Source organism: Providencia burhodogranariea DSM 19968 (assembly GCF_000314855.2).
In the GTDB taxonomy this organism is placed as follows: Bacteria; Pseudomonadota; Gammaproteobacteria; order Enterobacterales; family Enterobacteriaceae; genus Providencia; species Providencia burhodogranariea.
The window spans coordinates 165,729-182,656 of the sequence record NZ_KB233225.1; the positions used below are offsets into that span (position 1 = coordinate 165,729).

A 16,928-nucleotide genomic window follows, 5' to 3' on the forward strand; every position below is an offset into this window, starting at 1 on the left:
TTAACTATTTTCTATGCCGAGCTAAGGCTAATTAATTCGATATTGGCTAGGCAGCTCACTAAACCCAAAACCATTGGTTTTTTTCACCGGAATTTGCACAGGGATCCGCTCTTTCATTGCTTCAACATGACTTATCACTCCGATCGTTTTACCTGATGCATTTAAGCTTTCTAATGCATCCAATGCAATATCCAATGTTTCGGGATCGAGAGTGCCGAAGCCTTCATCGAGGAATAATGATTCAAGTTGCGTTTTATTACTCACCATATCCGATAACGCCAGCGCCAGCGCAAGACTGACTAAAAAGCTTTCACCACCCGAAAGTGTTTTGATATCTCGAATAGTATCCGCCTGCCAGCCATCAATAACTTGCAATTCGAGGTTAGCGTTATGATTACGCTTTAACAAGTAGCGTCCATGTAGCTTATCAAGTCTCTGATTTGCTAGTGTAATAAGGCAATCGAAGGTTAAACCTTGTGCATATCGGCGGAATTTATCGCCATCTGCGGAGCCAATCAATTCACTGAGATAACCCCAGTCATCATAAAGAAATTGGCTTTGTTCGATTTGTTGTAGCAAGTCTCGTTGTTGATGTCGTTGCTGTTTATCTGCATCTAACTGACTGATAATCCGTCCTTGTTGTAGATTTAGATTTTTTATCTCATCATCAAGTAGGCTGATATTTTGTTGCAACTGTTCCAATGTGACATTCTCGATACCTTCAGGCTGCTGCTGTTGGTGTTCTTGCTGTGCCAATTCCCCTTCTTTATAGCGTGTTTGTGCTTGTAAACGAGATTGGTTTAATTGCTGATAAAGTTGTTCGAGTTGCAACTTTTCTTCTGGCGCGAGTAAGGCGGCTAAGAATGCTTGTTGTGTTGCAAATGGGCTATTAGTGAGTGCGATATTAAAGAGTTGTTGTGCCGTGGCTAACCGCTGTTGTATGTTTTCGATGGCATTTATAATCTCACGTTGACTTCCTTTCAGTGAGGCAATATTTTTTTCGCCAAGATTAACTTGTTCTGCAAGTTGTTGTAAATTATGGGCTATATGATCATATTTTTCCTGCATTTTCCCCACAAATTGTGCAATAGACAATCCTTCTAGTAACGTTTTGCGAGTAGTTTGTTTTTGTGTGAAAGCTGTTTGTAGCAGCTTTAATTGCTGTTTTTCACTCTCAAGCTGCTGATCTAAAATAGATTGTTGGCTAATTTCGGATTGTAATGTGGCTTCAATGACTGCAATTTTTTGCGTTAAATCTTGAGCTGCTTTCTTTTTCGCTTCATAAAGTTGTCCGCGGTTATCTAATTTTTCAAACCATTCATCAAAGTTTTTGGTTGCAGGTAAAGCAAATTCAGCAAGCGCCGCTTGTAGTTGTTGGCTTTGATCATCATAACGATGTTGCTCAACGATGAGTTCTTTTTCAGTTTCATTAATCAGTTGGTTTTGATGCTTTAGTCGTTCAGCGAGTAACATTAATACTGATTGCTGTTGTTTACTCAACGATTGTTTTTCATGTAGCTGATTCTTGAGCTGTTGGTATTCGCGTTCGAGTAACCTAAAATCGTTAGCCGATTTTTGTAACGTAGAGATTTGTTGTTGTAGATCGGTCAGTAGCTGTTCTACCGCAGCATTATTAGTCGCTAATTCAGGGACTTTGGCTTGTTCGCAAGCCGTTAACCATTGTGCCTGCAAGTTTTGGTGGTTAGCGGCTAATTGAGCTTGTGATTGTTGATTTTCTAATTGTCGTTGAGTTTCTCTTTGTAAAAGAGCCTGTTGTGACGTTTGCGCTTGTTTTAGTTGATCCAATTGTTTGGTGAGTTCAGCCAGTTTTTGCTCAGTTTGAGTTGGTTCAATAGATTGATATTGTTCAACCGCTGGGTGATCTAGGGCACCACATAACGGGCATGGGTCACCAGCAACAAGCTGTTGGCGTTCCTTTTCAAGGCTGACAATTTTTTGCTCTAAACGTAATCGTGCATTTAAATCAGTTAAATGTGGCTGGATGTGAGCGATTTGTGCTTCAGTGACTTTGGCCTCTTTTTCAATCTGTAAAATAGCCTTAATCCGTTCATCTTGCTGAGTTTGCTGGCGCTTAACTTGGCTGTGATATTCTTGCCATTGTGACAATAAAAGAGGCAGTAATTGCGCATGCTGTAATCTGGTTCGCAGCTGTTCGATTGACTGATTTAATTGCTCAATGTCGTACTTTTCTTGCCATCCTAAATAACGTTTTTCGGTTTGTTGAAAAGCAGTGATATCTTTCTCAAGTCGCTGTTCAGTCGCAATATTAAGTTCAGTTTGTTGCTGTTGTTCTAACGTTAATTTTGATTGTTGTTGAGCTAGTGTGTGTTGTTTTTGCTTTAAAGCCACTACTTTTTGACTTAGTTCATCAATGAAGCGCCCTTGTTGTTTCCAAGTTCCAATATGTTGAAGAATTAGGGCATCTTTTTGTTTTTGTTCTAAATAAAAAGAGATGTCTTGTAATTCTTTATTGGCGAACTTCAGTTGTTGCTGGGTATCGATGATCAATGTTTGTTTTATTTGATGTTGGGATTGTAGCTGATTATGTTTATCATTAACTTCTTTAATGTTTTGATTTAAATTAACTATTTCGTTATCCAGTGGGCGAACTTGATTGTCTATCAATAGAGTTTGTTGTTGAATATATGCTTGGTACTGTGTATTTTCGTTTTGAGCTAGTTCCCATTGTGCGCGTAATGGCACTAACTGTTGTAAGCTATTTTCAAGGCTTTGTAAGATATTTTTTTGTTTTACTGATTGTTCATTCAGAGATTGCTGCTGCTGTTCTACATCTTGCCATAAGGGACGTAAATTTTCGGCTGGCAGGTTATCCGCGAGTTTTTTGAGGCTAGGTTCAGCGGCTTGGTAAGCATCTTGCGCTTGTTGTTGCTCAAGTTGTAATTGTTGTAAACGTGAGGCGAGCTGTTGCTGGCGTTGCCACCAATTTAGTGCTTGCTGATGAGCAGTTCGTTTTTGATTAAGTTGGACTTCTTGTTCTATCAGTAAATTTTGATTACCTAGCAAGGTTTGATATTCATCTTCTGTTAGTAAATGAATGCTTTGTGCTCGAGCTTTTAGCAGATCTAAATCTGTTTTAACTTGCTTGTGTTGGCGATAAATATAGCTAGAAATTTGGCTATAAATTTCGGTACCTGTAATCTCTTCAAGTAGGTCGGCACGCTCTTTTTCCGTTGCATTTAAAAAAGCTGCAAAATCCCCTTGTGAAAGTAGAATAGACTTGGTAAATCGGCCAAAATCAAGCCCAGTGATTTGAATGATCTGTTCTCTGATCTCACTCACTTTTTCGGCTAAAATTTTACCATCGCTGACTTTTGCAAGTTCTGCCTTGGGTGTCTGTAATTTGCCATCAGGCTTATTACCTGCACGGCGCTGGCTCCAAAAGGCGCGATAAGCAACGCCTTTAACTTCAAATTCGACTTCTGCAAGACATTCGCCAGTATGGCGGGTCATCAGCTCATTTTGAGAGGAGGAGAGTGTGCTTAATCGAGGGGTTTGATGATAGAGCGCTAAGCAAATAGCATCAAGTAACGTGGTTTTCCCTGCCCCAGTTGGACCTGTAATCGCAAATAGCCCCTGACTAGCAAAGGGTTCTTGCGTAAAATCGATTTTCCATTCGCCTTTGAGGGAATTGATATTTTTCAGGCGCAAACTCAAAATCTTCATGATTTTCCCTCTAATTCAGAACGTAAAGCATCATAGGATTGCCTGAAAAGTAATAAAAGGCGCTGTTGTTTCTCTTTATCATCCAGTGACTCCTCGGCTAAACGGCGTAAGAATACTTCTTCAGCGGTTAACTCGTTTAAGGTTTCATTGGCAGTAGCTGCTTGTTGGCCTTGTTGTTGTTTACGAGCGCGACGCAGTAACACGATTTCAACAGGCAAATCTTTTATCAAGCTTTCAACTCGTTGCTGGATATCAGCAATATAGTCTTGCGAAGCGACCTCAATATCTAGCCAAACAGGGCGGCTTTCTTTAGCAATTTGCAATTTAGCTAATTGCTTCTGAATATCGATTAATGACCCTTTGATAGTCTGTAACGGCTGGAAAATAGGAATAGCAAGTGGGGTAATTTGTGACACGCTATGTCCATCAAACTGAACTAAACAAACACTTTTTTGTTGATTGGCTTCATCGAAACTTAGTGCTATCGGTGAGCCACAATAACGAATATTTTGCTGCCCACCAATAATTTGAGGGCGGTGAATATGCCCAAGTGCAATATAATCCGCCGGTGGGAAAGCCCCTGATGGAAATGCATCTAAGGTGCCAATATAGATATCACGGACAGAATCAGAAACTTCTGCGCCAACCACGGTTAGATGGCCTGTCGCAATGATTGGAATGTCCAAACCGAGTGATTCACGTTGCTGCTTCGCTAATTGATAACTTGCTTGGTAATAATCGCTAATAGCAGTTTGCAACGATAGCTGTTTTTCTTCGCTATTTTGCCCTGCCACACTGATTTGTATGTCTCTTGGGCGTAAAAATGGGATAGCACAAAGTAGAGCACCCGGTTGGCCTTGAGCATTTTTTAATGTGATAACATTATGCTCTGTACCTGATGTGACAACATCAGTATTTAAATAAGAAAGCAGAGAACTGGTTTCATTAAGCACAGAAACTGAGTCATGATTACCACTAAGTATCACAAGTTGGCAGCCAGTTTGTTGCAAAGAAACTACAAACTGGTTGTAGAGCTCACGCGCATAGCTGGGAGGTGAGCCTGTATCAAAAATATCACCCGCAACAATCACCGCATTAACCTGATGCAGTTTAACCTGTTCAACTAGCCAAGTTAAAAAGTGCTGATGCTCAGCTGCTCGGCTTTTAGTGAAGAAATACTGACCAAGATGCCAGTCAGAAGTGTGGATAATACGCATGAACATTCATTCCCAGTAATTGTGCTACTTTATGGATATTGCTATGAATGAGTATACCTTATCATTCCTGCTCGATGGGAAATTACCTGCCATACTTGACGTTGTCGTTATCTGTAGACGTTATCTATGCTAATAACGTGCCTATCTTCATATAGAATTACGCAATGCTTATTATTCATTATTAGGATCTATATTTCACTTAGATGACAGATTATGCTGAGTATAAATATAAAATAACTCACATGACTTGATAATGAAAACTTAATCATCGGGTTAACAAAGGTAACTGCGTGATGTAGGTATTTGAAATTCCAAACTCAATTAGTTGCTCATACTTTGCAATCAATAAGTATGATGAGTATAAAAGGATAATTGTGAATAGATGATAGTATTCATAATTCTGTCATAAAAGTGACGCATAATGATTTCACTTTTAATAATATAGACAAAATAATTCAAGATGCATGTAGTCAACACCAATGCAATTTGAAGTATCACGTGTATATCTTCTTATTTACAGGATCAATCATGGCAAGACGCATTCTAGTTGTTGAAGATGAAGCGCCCATTCGAGAAATGGTTTGTTTTGTACTGGAGCAGAATGGTTTTCAGTCTATCGAAGCTGATGATTATGATTCCGCGATTGCGCAGTTAGTTGACCCATTACCTGATCTGGTTCTTTTAGATTGGATGATCCCTGGTGGGTCGGGCATTCAAGTAATCAAACATATGAAACGCGACAGTGATACACGAGATGTTCCTGTCATGATGCTAACGGCAAGAGGTGAGGAAGAAGATCGCGTAAAAGGGCTTGAGGTTGGTGCTGATGATTACCTCATTAAGCCATTTTCACCAAAAGAATTAGTTGCGCGTGTTAAAGCGATTTTACGACGTATATCACCGATGTCCACTGAAGATATCATTGAAATGAATGGGCTAACGCTAGACCCAACATCTCATCGAGTAACCAGTAATGAAACGCCTATTGATATGGGCCCCACGGAATATAAACTACTGCATTTCTTTATGACACACCCTGAAAGGGTATATAGTCGAGAGCAATTACTGAATTATGTGTGGGGGGCCAATGTGTATGTTGAAGACAGAACAGTGGATGTGCATATTCGTCGCCTTAGAAAGGCATTAGAGATAGAAGGACATGATAAAATGGTGCAAACCGTGCGTGGCACTGGCTATCGTTTCTCAATTCGTTACTGATAAATAACAGGAGATACAAGCGTGCTTGAACGCCTATCATGGAAGCAGTTAGTTTGGGGGCTGTTTTTATTTATCTTACCGGCATTGATTTTATCTATGTTCATTGGCCATCTCGCGTGGCTTCTTGTTATTTCACTGTCTTGTGCACTCATTTGGCACAGTTATAACTTGATGAAACTTTCGTATTGGTTATGGTTGGATCGCAGTACACTCCCTCCTCAAGGTAAAGGTGGTTGGGAGCCGATATTTTATGGTATTTATCAACTTCAACAACGTAATCGTAAACGACGCCGTGAATTAGGTCTGCTGATCAAACGGTTTCGTAGCGGCGCAGAGTCTCTTCCTGATGCTGTTGTTATGATGACTGATGAAGGTAATATTTTCTGGTGTAACCGCCATGCTCAGCATTTATTAAGCTTTCGCTGGCCCGAAGATAGTGGGCAACATATTTTTAATTTACTTCGTTATCCCGATTTTACTCGCTACTTTACGCTAAAAAATTATGACCAATCACTAACCATAGAGCTTAACAATGGCACTATTGTTGAGTTTCGTATTTTGCCTTATACCGACGATCAATTGTTAATGGTTGCGAGAGATGTTACTGAGAAACGTCGATTAGAAAAAGCGCGTAGAGACTTTTTTGCTAACGTTAGTCACGAGTTACGTACACCACTCACGGTAATTCAAGGCTATCTTGAAGTGTTAGAAGATCAAGAAAATGCCTCACCAGCAAATAAAAAAGCCTTACATGTGATGCAAGAACAAGCCTATCGAATGGATAATCTCGTTAAGCAGTTACTGCAATTATCTCGTATTGAAGTTGCTCCACATATCAATCTAGAGGAACAAGTTAATATTCCTGTCATTCTTAAAATGATTGAGCAAGAGGCTGCGAGCTTGAGTAAAGGTCGGCAGCAATTTGAATTTATGGTGGATGAAAAATTGCGAGTGTATGGGAATGAAGAGCAACTTCGCAGTGCCGTCGCTAACCTTGTTTATAATGCCATCGCACACACACCTGAAGGTACAACGATCCGAGTAAGTTGGCAAAAAGCCAGTAATGGTGCACGTTTTAGTGTTGCAGATAATGGTGCAGGAATACCCGCAGAGCATATTCCACGCTTAACTGAGCGTTTTTATCGTGTCGACAAAGCGAGAACCCGTCTCGCTGGGGGAGGTACAGGGCTTGGATTAGCGATAGTTAAACATGCACTTCAACATCATAACAGCCAATTGGTAATAAGTAGTCGAGTTGGTAAAGGCAGTGAATTTTCTTTTACTCTACCACCAGTATTGGTTGTGTCCGATAAGCATTAATTTCTATCACTTATCGTAGTTTATTTACATTATTTCCTCCCATTCTTTTATATATTATTAAGTTAATTTAGAAAGGATGGGGGAATGTTCTAACATATAAAAATATTATTAGTGATAAAATTTCTGTATTAAATATCATTCCTATTTTATATGTGTAAATTTTTTATATGAATAAATAAAACCTTTAATTCCTGATTAAATTAATTAACGTGTTTTTATGTTATTTACAAGTAGTATTTAAAGATGATTTTTTAGAATAATAATTTAAATAATTTTGGCTTTGAATGTTATTTTTGTACGAACTGTTTATCACTAATCTTCCAGTTTTTCCATTTGAGATTTTTTGTATAAAGCTCTGTTTATATTAAATTAAGTTTTTAATATCATATAATATAAACAGTTAGTTAACGTTATTTTTTAATTATTATCTTATTATATAGATATAGATATAGATATAGATATAGATATAGATATAGATATAGATATAGATATAGATATAGATATAGATATATAAGTATGAGTTTAATAAAAATAATAATGTTCTAAAGGTAAACAACAAAAACATAACGAACGAATAAATAAAATTTTCATCAAAAATGGTTAACTCTAGTGATAGTTGCATTTGTGTACAGTTGACTTACTTTGCAGGTGTTGTCTGTTTTTTATACAAATCATATCGGGCATATTCCAGCTTTCATGAAAGTAATCACTGCTTATAAAAAATATTTTAGTTATTTATTCTTGATTTGAGGTTTGCTATTGCCTTTTTGCCCTATAAAAGTTTTACTTGTAGGCAGTTATTGGCGATTTTTTCTGTTTTCTAATTTTTCATCTTGTCTGGTCTCTAAAGCAATACATATTGTGTTGTTAATGACATGTTAATTAGAATTCTGTGTCGCTACATATTTTTCGAAGGGTCACTGATTAGTCGCTCTAATTTTTTCAACATTGTCACATGAATTTAATATAAAATATGGCTCATCGTTTAACATCCAGAGATATTATCGCGTTAGGTTTTATGACCTTTGCGCTATTCGTTGGGGCAGGAAATATCATATTTCCGCCTATGGTAGGCTTACAAGCTGGTGAACAAGTGTGGACCGCAGCTCTTGGGTTCCTCGTCACTGGAGTTGGTCTTCCTGTGCTAACTATTATGGCATTAGCTAAAGTTGGCGGAGGAATTGAAGCTCTCAGCACACCTATTGGTAAAACAGCAGGTTTGCTACTTGCAGTTGTTGCCTACCTTTCTGTTGGTCCTCTATTCGCAACGCCACGTACTGCGACAGTATCTTACAAAATCGGTATTGCTCCCTTAGTCGGCGGTGAATCTGAAATATCATTATTGATATACAGTGTTGTCTATTTTGCTTTAGTGATTGGTATTTCATTGTATCCAGGAAAACTGCTCGACAGTGTCGGACACATACTTGCGCCGGTAAAAATGTTAGCTTTAGCTATTCTTGGGGTTGCTGCTGTACTTTGGCCTGCTGGTGAGCCAATGCCATCAACAAGTGAATATCGTGATATGGCATTCTCTAATGGGTTCATCAATGGTTATTTAACCATGGACACGCTAGGGGCAATGGTATTTGGTATTGTTATTGTGAATGCCGCGAGATCACGAGGTATTGATAACTCATCACTGTTAACTCGCTATACAATGTGGGCAGGCTTAATCGCAGGTGTGTTACTTACACTTGTTTATCTTGCGTTATTTAAATTAGGTGAGAATAGTGCGTCTATCATTCCTAATGCGCAAGATGGTGCAGATATACTCCATGCTTATGTTCAGTATACTTTTGGTGACTATGGTAGCTTCTTCCTTGCCGTATTGATCTTTGTCGCCTGTATGGTAACTGCTGTAGGGCTAACGTGTGCTTGTGCTGAGTTCTTTAGCCGCTATGTGCCTATCTCTTATCGTACATTAGTATTGATTCTTGGTTTATTCTCTATGGTGATTTCTAACCTTGGATTGAGCAAATTAATTGCATTCTCTGTTCCGGTATTAGTTGCTATCTATCCGCCTTGTATTGTTCTTATTTTATTGAGCTTTACACTGAAATGGTGGCGTAACCCGACGATCGTCATGGCTCCAACTATGTTGACAAGCTTTGTTGTCGGATTGATTGGTGCGGTTAAAGCATCAGATCATTTAAAAGGCTATATCCCTCAGTGGATGACGGAGATGCCTCTGTATCAACAAGATTTGGCTTGGTTGCTGCCTTCGGTTGTAGTGTTAGTTATCGCTGCGGTATGTGATCGATTAATTTCGCCTACCAAAGTGTATAAACAAGCGTAATTGCAATTGATTTTGATATCTAAAGGGCCTAATAGGCCCTTTTTTATTAGCAGTCATAAAAAATATACTCAGAAAAATGTTCCGCAAAAAAGATTTTTTATTATATTCGCCATATTAATCCTAATGATTTATCGAAATAAATGAATTTATAATAGAGAGCTATCTCTCAATTATTTTATGATTAATCACTCTATTTGATAAATAATAAACTATCGTTATTTGATATATAATATTGCCTAATTTATTGTTTATTCTTTATACGATAATGAATCTTTATTATCGATAAATTACCCTCATTATTAATCGATTAAATCCAAATTAAATCATCATCTAAAATTATCCTTTTAATTGAAATAATTACTCAGTGTGTTATTAGTATAATCAATGAATAAGCTAAGTTATCGATCAATCTATTTTGATTATTCGCAATTTGATAATTAGGTGCCTTACATGAAAAAAAACGTTGCTAGTGTAATTGTTGATATTCTTCAAAATTCAGGCGTAAAGCATTGTTATGGTATCGTTGGAGATACCCTAAATTATGTAACGGATGCTATTCATTCCAGTGATATGGAATGGATCCATGTTAGGCATGAAGAAGTTGGTGGGTTTGCTGCGGGCGCTGAATCATTTATTTCAGGCCAACTTACCGCCTGTGCCGGTTCTTGTGGGCCGGGTAGTTTGCATTTCATTAATGGATTGTATGAATCACATCGTAATGGTGCGCCAGTTATACTTATTGCGAGTCAATTAGGAACCGACGCATCAGATCCTTCTTTTCCGCAATACGTCGATTTTAAATCTGTTTATAGTGAATGTTCTGTTTTCTGCGAAGAAATAACGAATCCTGAAAAAGCAATTGAAATTACAAAGAATGCAATTAGTGCAGCATTAAGCCAAAAAGGTGTTTCTGTTATTATCCTTCCTGTAAATATTAGTAATTCAGAAATAGATTACCCTAAAAAAATAGCAGTCAGCTATCATCAACCCCATATTGTCCCTGCACTCGACGATGTTAAGTTACTTGCTGATTTAGTAAGTACAGATAAAAAAATAGGTATTTATGCAGGAATTGGAAGTAAAAATGCAAGAGAATCCATTCTTCAGTTAGCTGAGAGATTAAAGGCTCCTGTTGCACATACTTCGCGTGCAAAAGATTTTATTGAATATGATAACCCATACAACGTCGGAATGACGGGGATGATAGGCATAGATTCAGGCTTCACTATGCTAAAAAGCTGTGATGTCTTATTGCTACTCGGTACTGATTTTGCTTGGCCACAATTTTTTCCTGAAAAAGCCACTATCGTACAAATTGATATCAATTCAGCGAATATAGGGAAGCGTCATCCAGTTAATTTAGGGATTACTGGTGATGTTAATGAAACGCTATTAAAATTACTGCCTTTAATTGAAGATAAAACTGATGACAGCTTCCTCAAAAAATCGATTGATTTGCATAAAAAGACCTTAGAAAAAATAAATTGGCTGGATAAAGGGGCAAAATCACGCATTATTCATCCGCAATATCTTGTTCAGCTTTTAGATAAGTATGCTGAGACTAATGCTATTTTTACTGCGGATGGCGGTTCTGCAATGGTATGGATGCTGCGTTATATCAATACCAATGGTCAGAGAAGAACATTAACCAGCCTGAAGCATGGCACAATGGCTAATGCAATGCCTCAAGCGTTAGGGCTGAAGAAAGCGTATCCTGATCGCCAAATCATTTCTATCTCAGGAGATGGTGGGTTGGCAATGTTGTTAGGTGACCTACTAACAATGACTCAGGAAAAGCTCGCCGTTAAAATTGTCATTATTAATAATAAATCTCTCAATTTTGTTGAATTAGAACAAAAAGTTGAAGGGCTTTTGAATAATTATACCGACTTAGATAACCCTGATTTTGGCAAACTTGCAAGTGCTCTAGGCATATTTGGTGAGTCAATCGAATCTCCTGAATTATTAGAAGACACGGTTGTTCGTTTTCTAAATCATGATGGACCTGCTGTACTAAACGTTCATACTTCTCCGAATGAACTCGTCATGCCACCAAATGTGGAACTCGGTAATGTAATTGGTATGGGCTTATATACAGCAAAAGCAATTTTACATGGGCGTAGTGAAGAGGCTATTGATTTAATTGTTGATAATTTTATTCGTAAATAGCTCAATAAAAAATTAATGAGTCAGAGAAGAAGGCGGGAAATCCCGCCTTCTTCTCTTTAGTTAATTGATACCAACCGCACTACCTGCGGGACGGCGTACATCGTTAGAACCATAAATATAGCCTTCACGAACTTTACCTGAAACAGCGGAGTCGTTACCTGACGAATCCGTTTTATTATCCTTAGCTTTAGGTATTGGTACCATTATCAGTTCCGCAGCTCCCCATGGAGTTTGCTCGACCATTTTATAGCCCATCTTATCAAGTAAGTTTAAGGTATCTTTAGAAACGCCTCTTTCTTCATAGTAGACCTCATCAGGTAACCATTGATGATGAATACGTGGGGCATTTACCGCTTCTTGTGGCGGCATACCATGATCAATAATATTCAGTGCCGTTTGTAGGGTAATCGAAATGATCCGTGACCCACCCGGTGAACCAAGTACAAGGAATACATGGCCATCTTTGGTGACAATAGTTGGGCTCATTGATGATAATGGGCGCTTACCCGGAGCAATAGCGTTCCTTTCACCTTGAACTAACCCATACATATTTTTTTCACCAACTTTAGTTGTGAAATCATCCATTTCATCATTCAAGAAGAAACCTGTACCTGGTGGAATAACGACTGAACCAAAGCGTCCATTGATGGTGTAAGTTGTTGAAACGGCATTTCCTTGATCATCAACAACGGAGTAATGAGTGGTCTCAGGCTTCTCATGTGGTCCTACACCCGGTTGAACTTGTGTTGATGGCGTTGCTTGATTTGGTTTGATCTCTTTACGAAGTTCTTCTGCGTAGGCTTTGCTTAGTAATTTATCTGTTGGGTTATCAATAAAAGCAGGATCACCTAAGAAAGTATTTCTATCCATATAAGCATGGCGCATTGCTTCTGTTAGGGTATGGATATATTCAGCCGAGTTAAACCCCATATCCTTGAGATCATAACCCTCTAAAATATTCAATGTTTGGCAGATAGTAACCCCACCAGAGCTTGGAGGTGGTGCGGATATAAATTTATATCCGCGATAAGTACAACTTACTGGTGTGGTATCAGTAATTGTATAATCTGCAAAATCTTTGGCCGTTAGGATCCCGCCATTTTTCTTAGATGCTTCTTCAACAATTTTTGGAATTTCACCTTCGTAGAAGGCTTTTGGGCCATCTTTAGCTATTTTTTCAAGGGTATTCGCTAAATCCGTTTGGACGAGAAGGTCTCCAGGTTGGAAAGCACTGCCATCAGGTTTTAAAAAGATACGAGCGACTTCTGGGTCTTGTTTGAATCGCTCAGTCGTTGTATCAAGCACATCAGTATCTGCACGCGTTAATGTAAAGCCTTCTCTTGCTAATTTAATGGCCGGTGCCATGACTTGTTGACGGCTCATCGTACCATATTTTTCGAGGGCATAATCAAGCCCTTTTACGGTACCGGGAACCCCAGAAGCGAGGTAACCATACAAGCTCGCCCCTTTGACTAAATTACCTTCTTTATCTAAATACATGTCGGCACTTGCCGCATTTGGAGCAGTTTCTCTAAAGTTGATAAAAAGGTCTTTACCATCAGCAAGATGGATAGTCATAAAACCACCACCACCAATATTACCACAACAAGGATTTACAACTGCTTGAGCGTAGCCAACAGCGACAGCTGCATCAATCGCATTACCGCCAGTTTTAAGAATGTCAGCGCCGACTTGTGAAGCTAAGTGTTGGGAGGAAACAACCATTCCTTTTTGTGCCTCAACAGCTGGCTCTGAAGCTGCAAATAGTTGAGGTGAAATAAGCAGTGAAAGCAATAAGACAGAAGGGCGCCATGATGTTTTTATCATTCAGTTCTCCCACTTTTTGGAGTGTAATAGAGGTTAATATGACATTGTGTAATGTTAATGACCTAAGTAATCGATTTGTTAATTAATTGTGCTCTTAATGTATATCATAAACTAATAGGATTCACTGAGGAATAAAGCTGAGAAATGTTAACAAAGTGTGAAAAATAAATTAATTGGAGATGATTGAAGGTTTAATAATAGAGCCCAAAGCATTGCACTAGAGCTCTATGACTGAGTTTGGTATTTATTTTTTATTAAATAAACCGATATGTACCCAACCATTGTTGGTTAAAACCAATGGGCTTTGTTGCCCTTTTGCTGCGCGTTCTTGTGCTGATTTTATCTGCGGATAGGCAGCAATGACTTTCTCATTTTGAGCCCAAGGTGCGATATCTTCGATTTTTTGCTTGAAGTTAGCTATGGAGATTTTTTGACCACCTCGTTCAGCAGGTTCAGTAAAATTGGTCACTTCAGTCACAACCATTTTTCCAGTACAGAAGCTGCCGCTGCCTGAGAATTGAGATTTTTGGTTATCAAAGAATTTCTCACCTTCGTTTGTCAGATTAAATTCAACACCTTGACCGGATTTTTCTGAACTCCACATATCTTTGACAACGACTTCTTTCGCCGATTTATTTAGCAGGCCAGCATCAACTAAGCTATTAAGTTGCTCAATATCACGTGTATTAGATTGAGCTAAAAATCCCGCAGGAAATGGCCCAGCACTAATACAAATCGCAGGTTTAGTATCTAAAAAATCTTGAATCGATTTTTTGAAATTACTTTCAGAGGCTGTTTGATTATTATCACAGCCAACAAGTAAGCCACCAGCGATAACGATTGATGCTAACATTTTAAATTTCATTATATTTCTATCCTAGCCTATTGATAAATATTTATTTGTGGTTGTGGTGCTTGCATTTTTTAATTTTTAATCATCTGTAATGCTACAGCCAGCATCAAAAATAATAGCTAATAACAGCAGCTATTTATTTCTCAGTAGCAGTATCGTCCAATAAAAGATAAGAAAAGGTAGTAAACGAGATTAACTTTTTCATAAGATGATTAAATGTAACTAAGTGCATGTAAATGTAACCATATTATAAAAAATAGTAGTATGAAAGTACCCGCTACTCGATATCATTAATCATATTGACTTTTTGGCTTTAATTGGGAACTTTCTTACGAGTGGTTATTTGAAAAAGAAAGGAAAGTAGAGGGAAATAAAATAATAGAAAAGAAACAATGTATCGAAAATAAAAAGCCGGCATAAAATAATATTTATGCCGGCTAAGAATACGTAAAGGGCTTTAATTACAGGCCAGTTGCGTTTTTGGTCAGGAAATCAGCAACGCCTTTAGGAGATGCATTCATACCTTCTTTACCTTTTTCCCATTGCGCTGGGCAAACATCACCATGCTCTTCATGGAATTGCAGTGCATCAACCATACGCAACATTTCATCAATGTTACGGCCTAATGGTAGATCGTTGACAACTTGGTGACGAACAACACCATTTTTGTCGACGAGGAAAGAACCACGTAGAGCAACACCTGCTTCAGGGTGTTCGATGCCGTAAGCTTTCATGATTTCACGCTTGATATCAGCAACCATTGGGTATTTAACTTCACCAATACCACCGTTATCAACAGGGGTTTTACGCCATGCATTGTGAACGAATTCAGAGTCAAAAGAGACACCAACAATTTCAACACCGCGTTTTTTGAACTCTTCATATCGGTGATCAAATGCGATCAGCTCTGAAGGGCAAACGAAAGTGAAATCCATTGGCCAGAAAAAGATTACAGCTGGACGGCCGTTCAGGTGGCTTTTCAGGTTGAAGTTATCAACAATTTCACCGTTACCAAGAACAGCTGCTGCAGTAAAGTCAGGGGCTTGACGTGTTACCAGAACCATAATTTACTCCTATGAGTTTGAATTAAAGGCTTTATACCCGTCATCTTTCAAGTTGCACATTGCAAATATAACGTATTTTTCATACGCCCAAATCACCATATTATCTATGCTCATCGGGGTTTTCATCAGAATAGCTTCAGTTAGAAGCTTATATGCAACTTGAATTTTGGGTTTATATACCATAAGAGAATAGGCAATTCTCTATTAAGAATAAAGGTATAAATACCGATTGCATTGATAGCTTTTGCCTATCAATTGTACTAGATTAATAAACTAATTTCAATAAGATAGTTTTATTAAGTCAAAAAGCAAGTATTAATTAATTATATTAATCGAGCTTGGAATTATAGGAATGTTGACTTCATTTAATTACCGGTAATCTGAGTTATATCCGCAGTTAGATGCCGACTTAATGAGCCCACATTAAAAATATTTTTCTTAGCACTTTGAACCATTTGCGGATAAAAATTGAAAAAAATTTGCTCAAGTTGTTCATATTGTAATAAAAAATCATCAAAAGACCCACTTAATGCCTGTAACTTTGGTCGCCGACGTGCCATGCCATTTAATGACTTTCCAATATACTCTTTCTCTGCGTACCGGATTAACCAACGTTGTGGCCAAAGATATTCATTTAGCTCCTGAAATTTTTCAGGAGTATGACAAAGATGTGGTTCGATATGCTGACGGGCGAAATCAATAAATTCAAGCAAACTTAGTTCGGGTTCAATCCTAGTCCAATGCAAAGAAAGAAAATGATCCCATACTAAGTCCAATGTGATTGAAGCGACACGTCGATACTCAGGACGAAAAAGCGCGCGGGCTTCCTTGACCAAAGGGTGTGAGTCAGTCGCTCTGTCGACAGCGCGGTGCATAAAAATGCCCGCAACAATATCAGGCGCATATAGGCCGCTGGGGTTACCGCGGACGAAGTCGGCCATGATGTTACCCAAAAGTGAGCTATCAGCCAGATGAGCCAAATGGAGGTGTGCCAGAAAATTCATCTTCCTATCATATACCCGATGCCTTTCAAATTATAGCTGCGTTGGCCTCACAAACCGACTCTAGTCACATACTTTTGTATGCTCCTAGAGCTCAATTTGTTCGCCGCCTTGCTCTAACTTGAAATTCATGGGGTATAACATTTGTATTGGGTTGTACCCGATGCCTTTCAAATTATAGCTGCGTTGGCCTCACAAACCGACTCTAGTCACATACTTTTGTATGCTCCTAGAATTCAATGTGTTCGCCGCCTT

General features: G+C 38.4%; 10 protein-coding genes. 4 read left to right on the forward strand and 6 right to left on the reverse strand.

What is annotated here, in order from left to right; translation table 11 throughout:
* Positions 1-27: 27 nt before the first annotated feature.
* Positions 28-3,705, reverse strand: a complete 3,678-nt coding sequence (locus tag OOA_RS16645; RefSeq protein ID WP_008913336.1) for an AAA family ATPase — start codon at positions 3,703-3,705, stop codon at positions 28-30.
* A complete protein-coding gene (gene sbcD, locus OOA_RS16650) occupies positions 3,702-4,922 on the reverse strand; it encodes an exonuclease subunit SbcD (RefSeq protein WP_008913337.1) in 1,221 nt (406 codons plus the stop codon). Before sbcD ends, OOA_RS16645 begins: the two co-directional genes overlap by 4 nt.
* Before the next feature lie 528 nt (positions 4,923-5,450).
* On the opposite strand from sbcD, the gene phoB reads away from it, so the two are divergent.
* From phoB to OOA_RS16670, 4 genes are all read left to right on the forward strand, one after another.
* Positions 5,451-6,140, forward strand: a complete 690-nt coding sequence (phoB, locus tag OOA_RS16655; protein WP_008913338.1) for a phosphate regulon transcriptional regulator PhoB — start codon at positions 5,451-5,453, stop codon at positions 6,138-6,140.
* Positions 6,141-6,161: 21 nt separating this feature from the next.
* Positions 6,162-7,460, forward strand: coding sequence for a phosphate regulon sensor histidine kinase PhoR (gene phoR, locus OOA_RS16660; RefSeq protein ID WP_008913339.1), 1,299 nt, complete (start codon positions 6,162-6,164; stop codon positions 7,458-7,460).
* 973 nt (positions 7,461-8,433) lie between these two features.
* Positions 8,434-9,759, forward strand: coding sequence for a branched-chain amino acid transport system II carrier protein (gene brnQ, locus OOA_RS16665; protein ID WP_008913340.1), 1,326 nt, complete (start codon positions 8,434-8,436; stop codon positions 9,757-9,759).
* Positions 9,760-10,209: 450 nt separating this feature from the next.
* Positions 10,210-11,928, forward strand: a complete 1,719-nt coding sequence (locus tag OOA_RS16670) for a thiamine pyrophosphate-dependent enzyme (RefSeq protein WP_008913341.1) — start codon at positions 10,210-10,212, stop codon at positions 11,926-11,928.
* 60 nt (positions 11,929-11,988) lie between these two features.
* Here the strand turns inward: OOA_RS16670 and ggt are convergent, their stop codons facing one another.
* The 4 genes from ggt to OOA_RS16690 all read right to left on the reverse strand — a co-directional run bounded on the left by ggt (position 11,989) and on the right by OOA_RS16690 (position 16,676).
* On the reverse strand, positions 11,989-13,755 hold the full coding sequence (gene ggt, locus OOA_RS16675) for a gamma-glutamyltransferase (RefSeq protein ID WP_008913342.1): 1,767 nt from the start codon (positions 13,753-13,755) through the stop codon (positions 11,989-11,991).
* A gap of 244 nt (positions 13,756-13,999) precedes the next feature.
* Entirely contained in the window at positions 14,000-14,620 is a 621-nt protein-coding gene (locus OOA_RS16680; RefSeq protein ID WP_008913343.1) for a hypothetical protein, read from the reverse strand.
* A 449-nt stretch (positions 14,621-15,069) separates the two neighbouring features.
* Positions 15,070-15,672, reverse strand: a complete 603-nt coding sequence (locus tag OOA_RS16685) for a peroxiredoxin C (protein WP_008913344.1) — start codon at positions 15,670-15,672, stop codon at positions 15,070-15,072.
* Positions 15,673-16,037: 365 nt separating this feature from the next.
* Positions 16,038-16,676: an acyl carrier protein phosphodiesterase gene (locus tag OOA_RS16690; RefSeq protein ID WP_008913345.1), complete on the reverse strand. Its 639-nt coding sequence runs from the start codon at positions 16,674-16,676 to the stop codon at positions 16,038-16,040.
* Positions 16,677-16,928 lie beyond the last annotated feature (252 nt).